Here is a 15281-nt window from a genome sequence, read left to right as displayed (position 1 = left end):
GGATGACATGGAGGCGCGGCGGACGAGGCGAATCTCGCTTTCCAGCGCCGTGATTTCAGGTGGCGGGCCTTAGAGTGTGGTGGCCCCTTGCGCAAGCGGCGTGCCATCCGATGCGTCGTGCTGTGCAATCAGCTTTCCGGGATTGAGCAGGCCCTGCGGGTCGAGCGCCTGTTTGACCTGGCGCAGGATCGCGATGTGGACCGGATCGGCGAGGCGGGCGAGCTCGTCGCGCTTCATTTGGCCGATGCCGTGCTCGGCGCTGATCGAGCCACCCCAGCGCGTCACCTCGTCATGCACGAAGGCGCTGATCGTCTTGCCCTCGCTCTCCTCCCATTCCCCGCGCGGTGCGCCTTCGGGCGCAAGAACGTGGAAATGGACGTTGCCGTCTCCAAGGTGGCCAAAAGCAATCGCTTTGGTCCCGGTAAAGCGCTCCTCGACCCGGGGCACTGTTTCGGCAACGAAGTCGGCCATGTCGGGCACCGGAACGGAAATGTCGTGCTGCATGGCCGGGCCGAGCGCGCGCTCGGCGGCGGAAATGCCATCACGGATCGCCCAGAATTGCTCTGCCTGCGTATCGCTGGCGGCGATTGTGGCATCCTCTATCAGTTCCGCAGCGAAGGCGGCTTCGAGGAGCGCGCTTGCCGTATCGGACAGGCCGTCCGCGCCGGAGCGATCGCCTATGAGTTCGACCAACGCATGCCATTCATGCTCGCTTTGCAGCGGCGAGCGGGCGGATGGTTCATGCGCCAGGACCGCCCGGAGCGAGTGGCGCGGCATCACTTCGAACCCCTCCAGCGCGTCGCCCGCTTCGCGCTGCGCGTGGACGAGCAGCTTTCGCGCCGTCCGAATATCGCCGAGCCCGCACCACAATACCGCACGGTCCGCGATTGCAGGCACGAGCCGCAGCGTCGCGGCGGTGACGATGCCGATCGTGCCTTCCGAGCCGATCAGGAGCTGCTTCAGGTCGAAGCCGCGATTGTCCTTCTTCAGGGCCTTGAGGGAATCGAAGACCGATCCGTCCGCCATCACGGCCTCGAGCCCGAGCACTTGGGCGCGCATCGCGCCATGCCGCAGCACCTGGGTGCCACCCGCATTAGTCGATATCAGTCCGCCGACCGTCGCCGATCCCTTGCCACCGAGGGTGAGGGGGAAGCGCAGGCCCTTCGGCTCCACCGTCTCGTGCAGGGTCTGCAGAACCACCCCGGCATCGCACGTGATCTGCATTGCATCCGCATCGAAACGGCGCACGGCGTTCATGCGGCGCAGGGACAGGACGATGGCGGTGCCGCTGGCATCGGGCGTGGCTCCGCCGGACATGCCGCTATTGCCGCCCTGCGGGACGATCGGCACGCCATGCCGCGCGCACAGCTTGACCAGTGCGGCCACTTCCGGTGTCGACGCTGGAGAGGCGAGGGCCATTGCGCGACCGGTATAGCGCCCGCGCCAGTCGGTCAGCCACGGCTCCACCAGCTCTCCATCGGTGGTCAGCCCGCGCTCACCGAGCAGCGCCTTCGCGTCCGTCAGAAATTCGGCCTTCTCGCTCATGCCGTCCTGATGCCAGCGGGGAAGGAGGCTTGCAAAGGAAACTCCGCGAGTTAAGCCGCCATTCAATCCGCTGGTCTAAGTCGGCAGCATTCGCATGAAACGCTTTCTCGCCATTGCCGCGTCCATCGCTTTAGCCCTGCCGATTGCCGCGACGCAGCTGGGAGCGCAGGATGCGTCGCCCGATACGCCCGGGCGAACCGATGTGCCCGTGCTCGGCTTCGATCCGCGATCCTCGCAGCCTTTCGACACGATCGGCCGGGTCCGCCAGTCGGTGCCGCAGCATCAGGTGCGCATCGAACGGCGGGTGGTCATTCGCATCGGCCCTGCCGCCAGCCGCGCGCGGACGGACATGCTGGCGCAATTGCCGCGCCGACCCATGCCGACGCGTTTTGCCGAGGAAGATCACGGCGACTGTGTAGATGCGTCCTCGATCGTCGGCGTGCAGCCATCGGGCGACAATCGCCTGCTGTTCTTCACCAGCGACCGGCAGATTCTGGCGGCATCGCTGGAAGATCAGTGCCTTGCCCGCGCCTTCTATGCCGGTTTCTACATTGAGCGTAGCGATGACGGGCGGCTCTGCGCCAATCGCGAGAACCTGCGTTCACGGGCCGGGGCGAGCTGCCAGGTGGAGAACTTCTCTCGCCTCGTTGCCGCAGCGGACTGATCGTCCACCGGCGCGCAACCCGAAAATCTTGACTTTTTGCCGCCATTGCGTAGGCGGCGCTCCATGGCTTGCGCGGCTTTGCGCGCCTGCTTCAAACATCCGGAAACCTGTATTTTGACCACTTTCGCCGATCTCGGCCTCTCTCCCGAATTGCTCAAGGCCGTCGACGCGGCCGGTTATACCGAGCCCACGCCGATCCAGGCGGAGGCCATTCCCGCAACGCTGATGATGAAAGACCTCATCGGCATCGCGCAGACCGGCACGGGCAAAACGGCGAGCTTCGTGCTGCCGATGATCGACGTGCTGGCCAGCGGTCGCCGCCGCGCGCTGATGCCGCGTTCGCTTATCCTGGAGCCGACGCGCGAACTGGCGGCACAGGTTGCAGAGAATTTCGAGAAATACGGCAAGAACCACGATCTCAAGATGGCGCTGCTCATCGGCGGCGTGCAGATGGGCGACCAGGTGAAGGCGTTGAACGAAGGCGTCGATGTTCTCATCGCGACGCCGGGCCGGTTGATGGACCTGTTCGAGCGTGGCAAGATCCTGCTCAATGGTTGCGATCTGCTGGTGATCGACGAGGCGGATCGGATGCTCGATATGGGCTTCATTCCCGATATCGAGTTCATTTGCGAAAAGCTGCCCGAACAGCGGCAGACGCTGCTGTTCAGCGCCACCATGCCGCCGCCGATCGAGAAGCTGGCAAAGAAGTTTCTCGACAATCCGAAGCGGATCGAAGTCAGCCGTCGCGCCTCGACCAACGAGAACATCACCGCGTTCAAGATCCCGGTGAAGAGCCGTGAAAAGCGCTCTACCCTGCGCTGGTTGCTCAACAACGACTTGGTCGAAACCGCGATCATCTTCGCCAATCGCAAGACCACGGTGCGTGAGCTCAACAAGAGCTTGCAACGCCACGGCTTCTCCAGCGGGGAAATTCATGGCGACATCGATCAGGCCAGCCGCAACAAGGAATTGCAGCGCTTCAAGGATGGCGAGATCAACATACTCGTCGCCAGCGACGTTGCCGCGCGCGGGCTCGACATCAAGGGCGTCAGCCACGTCTTCAATTTCGACACACCGTGGCATCCGGACGATTACGTCCACCGCATCGGCCGCACGGGCCGCGCCGGCAACAAGGGCCGCGCCTTCACTTTCGTCGCGCCCGAAGATGGCGAGGCGATCGAGAATGTCGAGAAGCTGACAGGCAGCGCGATCAACATTTTCGGCAAGGATGACGTGCGGGTCGATCTACCCAAGGCAGCACAGAAGAAAGCGTCGGCGCCTCAAAAGAAGTCAGTGCCTGAGCAAGACGATAGCGACAGCGAACCGGACGAAAAGCCGAAGCGTGGCGGACGACGCAAATCTGCGGAGGCACCCGCCGAAGAGCGCAAGCCAGCGCGCTCCAGCCGGAACGCGGATCGCGGCAGCGACGATCGCAAGGCCGACAGCCGGGGCCGCTCTCGCCGACGCGAGCCGGAGGACGATCCGGTGCCCGCTGGCGAATGGAACGGCCCGCAGCCCGGTTTTCTGAATGTCGGCTTCGACTGAGCGCATGCGTTAGTTGATGAAACACATGCACGGTGCCAGCGGATATGCATTTCCGTATTCGCACCCGAAACACGAAAGCCCCGCATCGCTGCGGGGCTTTTGCTTTTGGAGGAAGGACGATGTGAAAGAACCGTCGCGGTTCGATCACACCATCCGCATTGTAGGAAAGAGTTTTATCCGCTCAGCCCGCCGCTTCCATATCCTGCCGCGCCAATGCCGTCTTGACGCCATCGTCCGCTTCCATGCGGCTGCGATGGTCTTTCAGCGCCGGATAATCGCCCAGCGAGAGCGGGGTCTGCTCTATCCAGCGGGTAAGGACGTAGAGAAACGCATCGGCAAAGCTCTTTTGCTCGCCCAGATACCATTCACCGCCGCTTTCCTTCAAATTGCTCTCCAGCCGGCCGTAGTGATTGCCCAGTTTCTTGTAGGCCGCCTGCTGCACTTCCTCCTGCGCGCTCTCGCTATCGGCGAAAGTCTGCTTGGCGAAATGCGGGCCGTATGCGGCGTGCACTTCGCTCGTCATGTAGGACAATGCCTCCGCCTCGCGGTAGCCAAGCTGTTTGTCGCGCGCATAGCCTTCGCCGCCATGCTCCGCGCCCAGATACGCCATGATCGCGGAAAGTTCGGTCAGCACGCTGCCATCGTCGAATTGCAGCGCGGGCACCTTGCCCTTCGGATTGATCGCCAGATATTCGTCGTTCTTGTGATCGCCATAGGCGAGGTTATGGATGTCCACCGGAGCATCGATCCATGCCACCGCGATATTGCAGGCGAGCGAGCAGGTTCCGGGCATGGTGTAGAGTGTGGTCATGTTTGTCTCCTTTGCTGGAGCAACGCACGGGCGAGGGAAGGGTTCAGCGATGGCGATGATCCGCAAGGCGCTCAGCATGTCGCTGGCGACGGTGATGACCTTCGGCCTTCTCGGCCTCGTCGCCTACACGCTCGATGGCAGCGCCGTGCGCCAGGCGCTCGGCATCACCCCTGCGCTGGACGTGCCCTATGTCGAAAGCCGCCGGAATACGGTGGAGGCAATGCTCGACATGGCCGATGTCACGGCGGAGGAGCGCGTGATCGATCTCGGCACGGGCGACGGGCGCATCCTGATCGCCGCGGCGCGGGACTATGGCGCGCGCGGTGTGGGCGTCGATCTCGATCCCACGCTGGTGGAGGAAGCGCGCGCCAACGCCGCGGCCGAGGGCCTGGCGGAGCGCGTCGAGTTTCGCGAGGAAGACCTGTTCGACACGCCGCTCGCCGATGCCGACGTGGTGACGATGTTTCTGCTGCCCGAAGTGAACATGCGCCTGCGCCCCCGCCTGCTCGAAGAACTACGCCCCGGCACGCGCATCGTCAGCAACCGCTTCGACATGGGCGACTGGCGCCCCGACGAAGTGCGCCGGGTGAGCGGCTATCCCGTCTACCTATGGATCGTCCCCGCCGATGTGCGCGGCCGCTGGATGCTGCAGGTGGACGGGCGCGAGATCGTGCTGGAGCTGGAGCAGGCATTTCAGGATTTGACGGGCGAGGCCACGATTGACGGCGAGCCTGCGTTGGTGACGGGCGAGGTGCGGGGTGAGCAGGTGCGGCTGGAGTTTCCGGTTGGCGGGGAAGAGCGGGTGTTCGAGGGCGCAGTGCAAGGCGGGCGGATTGGGCCCACCGATGGTTCGACCTGGCAGGCCGTCCGCCGCACGGACTGATTTGTCTTTGGCAGCACCAATCCTATCTGTGCTTGATGAGCCTTTGGCTGATCCTTGCCGCAATCGTGCTGGTCGTGGCGGCTCTTTTGCTTCGCCGGGCTGCGCACAGGCGGAAACGAAAAGAACTTCTGGCGACGGCGCTGTCGGCGGGTCAGCGGGAAATCATGGCCAATCTCGTTCCGATCACTCGTCGACTGCCGCAAACTTTGCGACCTGCGCTGGAGGGTAAGATCAACCTGTTCCTCGATCAGGTCACCTTTCACGCATATGGCGAACTCGAACTGAATGACGAGATGAAGCTCTCCATCGCGGCGCAAGCGTGCCTGCTGGTAGTCAACAGCCCCGTCTGGTTCGATACTTTGCGCACCGTGCTCATCTATCCGTCGACCATATTCACCGGCCGCCATACCCATGATGACGGTATAGTCCATGAAGGTGCCTCGACGATAGCGGGTGAAAGCTGGTCGCGTGGCCCGGTGGTGCTGTCATGGGATCACGCGCTGAAAGGCGGCCTCGATCCGGACGACGGCTCCAATGTCGTCATTCACGAATTTGCGCACCAGTTGGACAATCTGACCGGCCACACGAACGGCGTTCCGATCTTGCGGAAAGGGCAGAGATACGAGCGTTGGGAAAAGGCGATGCTGGAAGCGTATGAGGGCCATGTAGAGAGGGTGCAGGCGGGTCGCGCCAGCCTGATCGATCCCTACGGAGCGACAAATCACCAAGAGTTTTTCGCCGAAGCCGTCGTTACCTTCTTCGAGAAGCCCGAGGCGATGCGCCACGAAGAAACAGCGCTCTATGAGCAGCTGGCGAAATTGTTCGCGCTCGATCCGGCGGAGTGGGGCTGAGACTTCGGCCTATTGCGCTGGCTTAGAGCGAAGTGAACGCCAGCCCGGCATTCGCCTCCAGCCGATCGCGCAAAGCATCGCCCATCAGCGACGCCGGGGTCCAGAATCCGCCGGGCTTGCCGCCTGAATCGGCGGTTTCGAGGATGCACAGAGCCGCTTCGGATAGCATTTTTGCCGTGGAGCCGTAGCCCGGGTCTCGATCGCCGGTCACGCGGACGCGCACGATTTCGCCAGTCGCCGCCGTGCCGGCGAGCTTGATGTTGAAGAAGCCGTTTTCCTGCTGCTTTTTCGACGGACCTTCGCCGGGCTCCGGCAGGAAGCGTTCGACCAGTTTGCGCGTCGGCTTGAGGGACAGCGCGCTCATGAAGCCGCCCATGCCCGCCGTCATGGCGATCGCCTTCGCGCGCCCCGCAAATCCGTCGCCCGTCAGCGTGTATTCGGAGTAGCGGAATTGCTCGCCATAGCGGCTGTCCTGAAGCGCGTTGCTGCGCTGGACCACACGCGTGTTGATGCCCGCCATCACAAAGGGCGCGCACCACGATTTCAGCGCGTTGCTGTAGTAATAGGCAGCCGTGCGCTGGCGGGCATTGTTTTCATAGTCATCGGGGCAAAGCAGGTAGGGGTTGGACAGCTTCTTGCGCAGGGAGGGATCCTCCTTCGCCTCGTCCAGCACATTGACGAGGCTGGCGATCGTCCCGCCGCTGAAGCCGCCCTTTGCAGCGGCCACGCCTAGCTCCACCGTCGCGCACGGCCCGCCGGTCCGTTCCTGCGCGACGCGCTGGAGAAAATGCGTGCCGATATCGCTGGGGATGGAGTCGAAACCGCAGCAATTCACGATCAGCGCGCCGCTTTCGCGCGCGGTGTCCTGGTATTTCTCCAGCATGGCCGCGATCCACTGCACCTCGCCGGTCAGGTCGCAATAATGCGTGCCGCTGGACGCGCAGGCGCGCACGAGCTTCTCGCCATAGAGCGCGTAGGGGCCAACGGTGGAGATGACGAGGCGGGTGCGCGCGCACATTGCGTCGAGCGAGGCTTCGTCCGTTGAATTGGCGATAATCGTCGGCAAGTGCGCCGCGCCGGGGCCGAGTTCCTTCTTGAGCGCATCCAGCTTGTCCTGTGAACGTGCGGCGATGGCCCATTTCAGGCCGTCGTCGATCCCGTATTGCGACAGCAGATATTCGGCGGTGATCGATCCGACGAAGCTCGTCGCGCCGTAAAGTACGAGGTCGAATTTGGTAGTTTCTGTCATTGTCAATTCACCCCTCGCTTGCAATCCCGTTACTGCCGTAGCCGTTCTTGGCTCTTCGAACGAAAACTTCAGCCCGTGACCATTTCCTGCAGCGCGTCGGGCACTTGCGCCATCGAGCAGGACTCGAATTCACTTCCGGCGATAGAGAAATGCACCTGGTCGGTCACGGTCATCGTCAGCCGTTCCGTAGTGCGCGAGCCGTCATAGGTGTTCTCGCAGCTATTCGCGATCGTGTAGCGATTCCCGTCGTGCGAGACGATGGTGCCCCGGCAATCGCGTGTGGCGCTGCCGGAAAGCCCATCTCCGTCCCAGACGCGGAAGGCGGCATTGGCCGGATTTTCGCACGACGTTCCTGCTCGGACATATACTCCGGGGGTGAGAGGGATGGTCTCGGCCGAAGGTTGCTCATTCGGACCCGCGCCCGATTCGGTCGGCTCTGAGGGAGAATTCGCCTCCAACATGCGTCGGCCCTCCTCGCCGTCGGTCAGATCGCTTCCGCCAGCCTGCATCTCACCTTCTGCTTCGATCGCCTTTTCGTTAGCCGGAGACGTATCCTCGGTGTCGGAACAGGCTGCGAGCGCGAGTGCGGGCAGGAAGAAAATGGAAGTGGCGTATCGCATGGGGCCTCCTTCGGACCTGAAGTTGCAAGTCTTCGGAAATCGCAGCGTTCCGAGACGATCCGGAAAAGTCCGAAATCAGTCCGCCCCGCTCACAAAACTGTCGATCACGCGCTTCGTGCCTGCCTTGTCGAATTCGATTTCAAGCTTGTTGCCTTCCTGGCCCATCACTTCGCCATAGCCGAATTTCTCGTGGAACACGCGATCTCCGATGGCGATGTCGGTGCGGGGTTTCGCAGCGAAGCTGGCGGCGCTGCGGGTGGTTTCCTTCACCCGTTGCTGCTTCGTGTCGTAGCCGGTGGCGAGGGCGCGTTGCCAGCCTGGGCCGCGCGCGCTGGAGCGGTCGGGGCGGGACTGGCTGACATGGGCGAAGGGGTCTTCGCTTTCCGACCAGTTCGCCTGCCATAGCGAGCGGCCACCAGTCATCGTCGTCTCGCTTTCGATATGTTCGTCCGGCAATTCCTCGACGAAGCGGCTGGGGATCGAACTGTTCCACTGGCCGAAAATGCGCCGGTTCGCGGCATGCAGGATCGTGCAGCGCCGCCGCGCGCGGGTGATCGCGACATAGGCAAGGCGGCGCTCCTCCTCCAGGCTGGCGAGGCCGCCTTCGTCGAGCGAGCGCTGGCTGGGAAACACGCCTTCTTCCCAGCCGGGCAGGAAGACGTGATCGAATTCCAGCCCCTTGGCGGCGTGCATCGTCATGATGGTGACTTTCTCGCCATCGTCACGCGCGTCGGCATCCATCACCAGCGCGACGTGTTCGAGAAAATCGCCCAGCGTCTCATATTCCTCCATCGCCCGCTGCAGTTCGACAAGGTTGTCGGCGCGCCCTGCCGCCTCTGCCGAGCGATCGGCCTTCAGCATCGCGTCATAGCCCGATTCCTCGAGCACGGTGCGCAGCAGTTCGGACGGCGTCACCGCTTCGCTCATCTCCTGCCACCGGAGGAAGCCGCGCATCAGCTCGGCAATCGTGTTGCGAGCGCGAGCGGGCAATTCGTCGCTATCGGCGAGTTCCAGTGCGGCGGCGGCCAGCGGTTGCTGCGTGCGGCGCGCGTGGCTGTGCATTTTCTCAAGCGTCTTCGCGCCGAGGCCACGCTTTGGCTGGTTGTAGATCCGCTCGAACGCCAGATCGTCCGCAGGCTGCGCGATGACGCGCAAATAGGCCAGCGCATCGCGGATTTCTGCGCGCTCGTAGAAACGATACCCGCCTACGATCCGGTAATTCATGCCGATCTGGATGAAGCGGTCTTCGAATTCGCGCGTCTGGTATTGCGCGCGCACGAGGATGGCGACCTGATCGAGGCTGAGCCCTTCGCGCTCAAGCCGCTCGATCTCCTCGCCCACGCGGCGCGCTTCCTCGGGCGCATCCCATACGCCGATCACGCGGACCTTCGGACCTTCGGGAAGCTCCGTCCACAGCGTCTTGCCGAGCCGCTGGCTGTTGGCTGCGATCAGGCCCGATGCGGCGGCGAGGATCTGCGGAGTGGAGCGATAATTCTGCTCCAGCTTCACCACCTTCGCGCCCGGGAAGTCCTTGTCGAAACGAAGGATATTGGCGACTTCAGCCCCGCGCCAGGAATAGATCGACTGGTCGTCATCCCCAACGACGCAGATATTCTTGCGGCTCTGCGCGATCAGCCGCAGCCACAGATACTGGACGGCGTTGGTGTCCTGATACTCGTCCACCAGCACATATTTGAAACGCTTGCGATACTGCTCCAGCACATCGGAATGCTTGCGGAAAATGGTGAGAACATGCAGCAGGAGGTCGCCGAAATCGCAGGCATTCAGGCTGACGAGCCGTTCCTGGTAGAGGCGATACATCTCCTGCCCGCGGCCATTTGCGAAGCTTTCATTGTCCACCGCATCGAGATCGCCGGGATTGAGCCCGCGATTTTTCCACCCGTCGATGAGCCCGGCAAGCATGCGCGGCGGCCAGCGCTTTTCGTCCACATCGTTTTCGCGGATCAGCGTCTTGAGCAGCCTGAGCTGATCGTCCGTGTCGATGATCGTGTAATTGCTTTTCAGGTCCACCAGCTCGGCATGGCGGCGCAGCATCTTCGCGCCGATCGAGTGGAAAGTGCCGAGCCACGGCATCCCCTCCAGCGCACCGCCCGTCAGTTTGCCCACACGCTCGCGCATTTCGCGCGCGGCCTTGTTGGTGAAGGTAACGCACAGGATCTCGCTCGGCCAGGCGAGCCGCTCGCGCACGATATGGGCGAGGCGGTGGGTGAGCGCGGCGGTTTTTCCCGTTCCCGCGCCAGCCAGCATCAGAACGGGGCCTTCGGTGGTCATCACCGCTTCGCGCTGCGGTTCGTTGAGCCGCGCGAGCCATTCGGGAACGTCTGTCGTGGCGGGGAGCGCGGCGTCTGTCACATGCGAACAGCTAGGGAACGCAAGTGTCCTGCGCAAGGGCGGCGAAGGGCTTATGCGGAGGCCGTCAGACGCTCGGCCAGCGCAGCAGGACAAGCTTCGCCGCGCCCACGCGCCGCTCGCTTTCCACATCCAGCGCGCGAACCTTCGCATCCTCCTTCGCGCCGATTTCGAGCGCCACCCAGGTCGCTTCGCCGATCCAGCCGAGCCGCACTAGCCGGTCTATCGCCACCGCGCCCGCGCCGGTGCTATATGGCGGATCAAGCAGGACAAGATCGCGCGGCACTTTCGCCGGGCTGAGCGCCATGACGGATCCGGCATTCACTTCGCTGCGGCGCTGGGCCTGCAGAGCGGCGATGTTGGCGCGCAGGGCGCGGATGGCGGCGGCATCCTGTTCCACGAATATGCACGTCTCCGCGCCCCGGCTGAGCGCCTCCAGCCCCAGCGCACCCGAGCCTGCGAACAGGTCGGCCACGGTGAGTCCTTCGAAACTGCCGAGACGGCTGGCGAGCATGGAGAAGAGCGTTTCCCGCGTGCGGTCCGCCGTGGGGCGGGTCGCTTCACCGGCGGGTGCCTTGAGCTGCCGTCGTTTCCACTCGCCGGAGATTATGCGCATCGGAAAGTCCCCTCCTTTTCAAAGGAGGGGGTTGGGGGTGGTATCGCGACCGCAGGGTCGCGTTTCGCGGCAAACACCACCCCGCTGCGACTAGGCAGCAAGCTGCCAAGTCTCACTGCCCCTCCTCTGAAGAGGAGGGGGCTCATGATTTGCGTCCTTTCAAACTGCTCCTGAACCGCTCGACATCTTCGCGCAGCAATTCCACCGCCGCGCCGCGCGGCAGCCTGTCGAGGGCGAAGGGGCCGTAGCCGATGCGGATGAGGCGGTTCACCTGGAGACCGAAGTGTTCGAGCACGCGGCGCACCTCGCGGTTCTTGCCTTCGGTCAGCGTCAGCTCGATCCACTGGTTCTTGCCGCTGCTGCGCTCCAGATTGGCGTCGATGCGATCGTAACGCATCCCTTCGACCTCCACGCCATCGCTCAGCGTTTCGAGCTGTTCCTGCGTGATGTCGCCGAATGTGCGCGCGCGGTAGGTGCGGGGGATGTCGCTGCTGGGCAGTTCCAATATCCGCTTGAAGCCGCCATCATTGGTAAGCAGCAGCAGGCCCTCCGTATTCATGTCCAGCCGCCCGACCGGCATCAGCCGCGGCGTGTTCTTCGGCAACGCATTGCGCAGCGCGGCGTAGATCGTCGGGCGCCCCGAAAAGTCGCGCTCCGCCGTCAGCAGACCGGTGGGCTTGTGAAAGGCGAACAGCCGCGTGCGCTCCGGCTTGCCGACCGGCTTGCCGTCCACCGTCACGCCGCGCAGCGAGGTGAGGAAGGTGGCGGGCGTCGTCACCACCTCGTCCCCGATCTTCACCCGGCGCGCTTCGATCATCCGCTCCACCTCGCGGCGGCTGGCAACGCCCGCACGGGCGAGCAATTTGGCGATACGATCGCCTTCGGGCCTTGGTTCGTCGGACATATCGCGCGCCTTAGGCGTTGCATCCCCGTTCATCCAGCCTTCCATTGCAATGGATTACCGCTAGACCGAACGACAAGAACATGAGGGAGCGCGATTGAGCATGGCCGAAGCCGCCGTCGAAACCACCAAGACAAAGCCCGGCTGGCGCACGCTCGCCGTCTCCCTGAAGAATCCCAAGAGCGGCTATATGGCGCTGTTCGGCTTTGCCAGCGGACTGCCTTTCGCACTCTTCCTCGGCACGCTGTATGCCTGGCTTACAGAGGCCGAGGTGAGCGTGGAGACGATGGGCGTCTTCTCGCTGATCGGCCTTGCCTATGCCTTCCAGTTTCTCTGGTCCCCGCTGCTCGACAAGGTCAACATTCCGGGCCTGCGTCGGCTCGGCAAGCGCAAGCAGTGGATTGCGCCGATGCAGCTGCTGCTCGGCATAATCCTCGTCACGATGAGCCTGCTCGATCCCAAGAGCGCGCTGGGGCTGTTCAGCCTGCTGGCCGCTATCGGCGCGTTTGCGAGTGCTACGCAAGACATTGCCATCAACGCCTGGCGCATCGACGTGGCGGACGAGGAAGCGACGATCGATATCCTTTCCACCATCACCCAGATGGGTTTCCGCCTTGCCGCACTGGTGGGCGGGGCGCTTGGCCTGATTATCGCGGAGAGGATCGGCTGGCCGCAAACCTATGTGATGATGGGGGTGATCATGCTCGCCATCGGCTTTGCCGGTCTGTTCGCGCCCGATGCTGACGTGGAGAAACGCTCCGCCGCGACGGTGGCTGCGAACAATGAGGACGTGGCCGAGCTTTATCTCGCCGGCGAGATCGAGCCGAAGACGCGCAACTGGGCGCTGTTGGCGGTCGGTCTGCTGTGGGCCTGGGCGATCGGCACCGTGGTGCTCTTCATGTATCGCTCGATGACCTATGCGCCCGATCTGCGACCCAACCCGACCGAATTCACCGCAACCTACGGCCCTTTGATCATCTTTGCGACCATCGTCGTGCCCGCCTTCATCGCCGCCTGGCTGTCCAAGCTGAAGAAGGATGGCAACCGCGTGATCAGCCACACGGCAGCGGCGTTCAATCCGCAGGATGTGACCTTCACCGACCATCTCTATCGCGCACTCGTGTTGCCGCTGGTCGAGTTCGTCGGACGCATGGGCTGGGCGCTGGTGCTGATCCTGGCGCTGGTGCTGACTTACCGGATCACCGACGCGATCTGGGGCACGTTCGCCTATCCGTTCTATCTCGGCGAGTTGAACTACACTGGCGACGAAGTCGCGTTCGCGTCGAAGTTCTTCGGCGTTGGCGCAATCATCCTTGGCCTGGCACTTGGCGGCTGGCTGATTACCGTCATCGGCCGCATGTTCACGCTGACACTCGGCGCGGCTCTGGCAGCGGCAACGAACCTGCTTTACGCAGATCTTGCGTTGGGTGGTGCCAATATGCAGGCGGCCAGCGACCTCATGGGCTTTACCGCGCTGATCAATGCCATCGCGCCATTCGGATCCGAGGGGCTGGCGCGGCTGACCTTCACCATCTGGTGGGAAAACCTTGCCATCGGCATTGCGGGCGCGGCTTATATCGCGTGGCTGTCGAGCATCGTGAACAAGAAATACGCCGCCGTGCAATATGCGCTGCTTGCTTCGCTCACTCTGCTCGTCGGCACGCTGGGCCGCGGTGCGCTGGGCGAGATGATCGAGGATCGCGGCTATTACTTCGTCTTCATCTTCACCGCGCTGATCGGCGTGATCGCTGTGGTCCTGTGCGTGCTGGAATGGATACGCGAAGCGCGCACCGGCTATGCGGGCGTCGTCGCGCCGGATACGCATGATGCGACCACGGAGCTGGCAGAGCCGGCGGAGTAGGCGCTAGTCCGGAAATTCGAGATTGGCGCTGAGCACCTTGCCCGCGAGGTAGAGCGAGCCGCCGATGAAGACCTCGCCCGGCCGCGTCATACGCTCGCCGATCCAGCGAGCTGCGCCTTCCAGATCGGCCGCGGTCCCTGTCGCCCCGACACCAGCCTCCGCCGCGCGCTGCGCCAGCTGGCCAGGCGGCGCGTGCGCGTGGCCGTCGACCGGCACTGCCACCAGCGCATCCAGGTGCGGGGCAAGCGTGTCGATATAGCCGCGCCAGTCCTTGTCCTGCAGCATGCCGATGATTGCGAAGCGTGGCCGATCCTTCATCGTTCGCCCGAAATATCGCGCCACCGCTTCTGCCGCGAGCAGATTGTGTCCGCCATCGAGCAGCCAGTCGTGATCGGGCAGCAATTCGGTCAGCGGGCCTGCCGACAGGTGGTGAAGGCGTGCGGGCCAGTAGGCGCTGCGAATGCCCTCCGCCAGCGACGCCGCGCCCACCGGCACGGCGTCCTGATGCCGCAACATGGCGACGGCGAGCGCGGCATTGTCCGCCTGGTAAGCCCCCGCCATCGCAGGCAACGGCAGGTCCAACGGCCCGTGGCGGTCCTCATAAGCAATGGAGTCCAGCCCTGCTCGCGCCGTCCATTGCGCCCCGCGCATCTTGAGCGGCGATTTCGCCAGGCCGGCGCGGCGGATCAGCTCATCCTCCACCTCCGGGTCGTAGTTCTGCGTCACCAGCGGCGCTCCGGGGCGGGCTATCCCCGCCTTCTCGAAGGCGATGCGGACGAGAGCGTTTTCGGGCGAGGGCGCATCGGGATCGTCGGCGAGGAGGAACGCTTCGTGATCCAGACCCAGCGCAGCGATCCCGCACGCAGCGGGGCGCTCGATCACATTGGTCGCATCGAACCGGCCGCCCAATCCGACCTCGATCACGCATGCATCGGCAGGCGTGCGGGCGAAAGCAAGGAACATCGCGGCGGTGGTGATTTCGAAGAAGCTGGCGGGCAGGTCTCCGGCATTGTCCAGCGCCTCTTCCAGCGGTTCGGCCAGCAGCGCGTCGGAGATCAATTCGCCCGCCAGCCGGATGCGCTCATTGTAGCGGACGAGATGTGGCTTGGTGCCGACATTGACGCGATGCCCCTCCGCCTCCAGCATGGCGCGCAGGAAGGCGCAGGTGCTTCCCTTGCCGTTCGTCCCGGCGACATGGAACACGGGCGGCAGGCGCCGTTGCGGATCGCCGAGCCGTTGCAGCAGCGTGCGGATCGTATCGAGCCCCAGACCGCCGCGCGGCAAGGGCAGAGCGGCGAGCCGGTCCAGCTGCGCCTGCACCGCAGGGTTTTCGGAAATGGCGAAGTCTTTCACGGCGCGCCCGCC

At 63.8% G+C, this 15281-nt stretch carries 13 protein-coding genes; 5 read left to right on the top strand and 8 right to left on the bottom strand.

Annotated elements, in window-relative coordinates; translation table 11 throughout:
- Positions 1 to 69: 69 nt before the first annotated feature.
- Complete coding sequence (locus tag D6201_RS05245; protein ID WP_120047859.1) at positions 70 to 1545, bottom strand: FAD-binding oxidoreductase; 1476 nt, start codon at positions 1543 to 1545, stop codon at positions 70 to 72.
- Positions 1546 to 1639: 94 nt separating this feature from the next.
- Here D6201_RS05245 and D6201_RS05240 point away from each other — a divergent pair, with 94 nt between their 5' ends.
- Positions 1640 to 2209, top strand: coding sequence for a hypothetical protein (locus D6201_RS05240; RefSeq protein ID WP_120047858.1), 570 nt, complete (start codon positions 1640 to 1642; stop codon positions 2207 to 2209).
- Between the two features lie 114 nt (positions 2210 to 2323).
- Positions 2324 to 3754 carry a DEAD/DEAH box helicase gene (locus D6201_RS05235; protein WP_242447432.1) on the top strand — a complete coding sequence of 477 codons (1431 nt, stop codon included), beginning with the start codon at positions 2324 to 2326 and terminating at the stop codon, positions 3752 to 3754.
- A gap of 181 nt (positions 3755 to 3935) precedes the next feature.
- Here the strand turns inward: D6201_RS05235 and D6201_RS05230 are convergent, their stop codons facing one another.
- Positions 3936 to 4565: a glutathione S-transferase family protein gene (locus D6201_RS05230; protein WP_120047856.1), complete on the bottom strand. Its 630-nt coding sequence runs from the start codon at positions 4563 to 4565 to the stop codon at positions 3936 to 3938.
- A 49-nt stretch (positions 4566 to 4614) separates the two neighbouring features.
- On the opposite strand from D6201_RS05230, the gene D6201_RS05225 reads away from it, so the two are divergent.
- Positions 4615 to 5448: an SAM-dependent methyltransferase gene (locus tag D6201_RS05225; protein ID WP_199798176.1), complete on the top strand. Its 834-nt coding sequence runs from the start codon at positions 4615 to 4617 to the stop codon at positions 5446 to 5448.
- A 35-nt stretch (positions 5449 to 5483) separates the two neighbouring features.
- The gene (locus D6201_RS05220; protein WP_120047855.1) at positions 5484 to 6299 is read left to right on the top strand and encodes a M90 family metallopeptidase; all 816 of its coding nucleotides are present in this window, start codon (positions 5484 to 5486) and stop codon (positions 6297 to 6299) included.
- 22 nt (positions 6300 to 6321) lie between these two features.
- Here the strand turns inward: D6201_RS05220 and D6201_RS05215 are convergent, their stop codons facing one another.
- From D6201_RS05215 to D6201_RS05195, 5 genes are all read right to left on the bottom strand, one after another.
- On the bottom strand, positions 6322 to 7548 hold the full coding sequence (locus D6201_RS05215; protein WP_120047854.1) for a saccharopine dehydrogenase family protein: 1227 nt from the start codon (positions 7546 to 7548) through the stop codon (positions 6322 to 6324).
- 68 nt (positions 7549 to 7616) lie between these two features.
- Positions 7617 to 8168 carry a hypothetical protein gene (locus D6201_RS05210; RefSeq protein ID WP_120047853.1) on the bottom strand — a complete coding sequence of 184 codons (552 nt, stop codon included), beginning with the start codon at positions 8166 to 8168 and terminating at the stop codon, positions 7617 to 7619.
- A 75-nt stretch (positions 8169 to 8243) separates the two neighbouring features.
- Positions 8244 to 10541: an ATP-dependent helicase gene (locus D6201_RS05205; RefSeq protein ID WP_242447430.1), complete on the bottom strand. Its 2298-nt coding sequence runs from the start codon at positions 10539 to 10541 to the stop codon at positions 8244 to 8246.
- Positions 10542 to 10605: 64 nt separating this feature from the next.
- Entirely contained in the window at positions 10606 to 11154 is a 549-nt protein-coding gene (rsmD, locus tag D6201_RS05200) for a 16S rRNA (guanine(966)-N(2))-methyltransferase RsmD (RefSeq protein ID WP_120047851.1), read from the bottom strand.
- 142 nt (positions 11155 to 11296) lie between these two features.
- On the bottom strand, positions 11297 to 12058 hold the full coding sequence (locus tag D6201_RS05195; RefSeq protein ID WP_120049213.1) for a pseudouridine synthase: 762 nt from the start codon (positions 12056 to 12058) through the stop codon (positions 11297 to 11299).
- Between the two features lie 100 nt (positions 12059 to 12158).
- On the opposite strand from D6201_RS05195, the gene D6201_RS05190 reads away from it, so the two are divergent.
- Positions 12159 to 13916: an AmpG family muropeptide MFS transporter gene (locus D6201_RS05190; protein WP_120047850.1), complete on the top strand. Its 1758-nt coding sequence runs from the start codon at positions 12159 to 12161 to the stop codon at positions 13914 to 13916.
- A 3-nt stretch (positions 13917 to 13919) separates the two neighbouring features.
- Here D6201_RS05190 and D6201_RS05185 read toward each other — a convergent pair whose 3' ends face one another.
- Positions 13920 to 15269 carry a bifunctional folylpolyglutamate synthase/dihydrofolate synthase gene (locus D6201_RS05185; protein WP_120047849.1) on the bottom strand — a complete coding sequence of 450 codons (1350 nt, stop codon included), beginning with the start codon at positions 15267 to 15269 and terminating at the stop codon, positions 13920 to 13922.
- Between the last annotated feature and the right edge of the window lie 12 nt (positions 15270 to 15281).

This window comes from Aurantiacibacter aquimixticola, from assembly GCF_003605475.1.
GTDB lineage: Bacteria > Pseudomonadota > Alphaproteobacteria > Sphingomonadales > Sphingomonadaceae > Alteraurantiacibacter > Alteraurantiacibacter aquimixticola_B.
The sequence above is the reverse complement of the archived record's forward strand: the minus strand, read 5'-3'. Positions and strand labels throughout refer to the sequence as shown.

Bases quoted from the DNA above. Each gene is read 5' to 3' on its own strand.
- D6201_RS05210 (WP_120047853.1), bottom strand. From the start codon at position 8,168: ATGCGATACGCCACTTCCATTTTCTTCCTGCCCGCACTCGCGCTCGCA.
- D6201_RS05195 (WP_120049213.1), bottom strand. From the start codon at position 12,058: ATGTCCGACGAACCAAGGCCCGAAGGCGATCGTATCGCCAAATTGCTC.
- D6201_RS05245 (WP_120047859.1), bottom strand. From the start codon at position 1,545: ATGAGCGAGAAGGCCGAATTTCTGACGGACGCGAAGGCGCTGCTCGGT.
- D6201_RS05220 (WP_120047855.1), top strand. From the start codon at position 5,484: ATGAGCCTTTGGCTGATCCTTGCCGCAATCGTGCTGGTCGTGGCGGCT.
- D6201_RS05230 (WP_120047856.1), bottom strand. From the start codon at position 4,565: ATGACCACACTCTACACCATGCCCGGAACCTGCTCGCTCGCCTGCAAT.
- D6201_RS05225 (WP_199798176.1), top strand. From the start codon at position 4,615: ATGGCGATGATCCGCAAGGCGCTCAGCATGTCGCTGGCGACGGTGATG.
- D6201_RS05190 (WP_120047850.1), top strand. From the start codon at position 12,159: ATGGCCGAAGCCGCCGTCGAAACCACCAAGACAAAGCCCGGCTGGCGC.
- rsmD (WP_120047851.1), bottom strand. From the start codon at position 11,154: ATGCGCATAATCTCCGGCGAGTGGAAACGACGGCAGCTCAAGGCACCC.
- D6201_RS05215 (WP_120047854.1), bottom strand. From the start codon at position 7,548: ATGACAGAAACTACCAAATTCGACCTCGTACTTTACGGCGCGACGAGC.
- D6201_RS05240 (WP_120047858.1), top strand. From the start codon at position 1,640: ATGAAACGCTTTCTCGCCATTGCCGCGTCCATCGCTTTAGCCCTGCCG.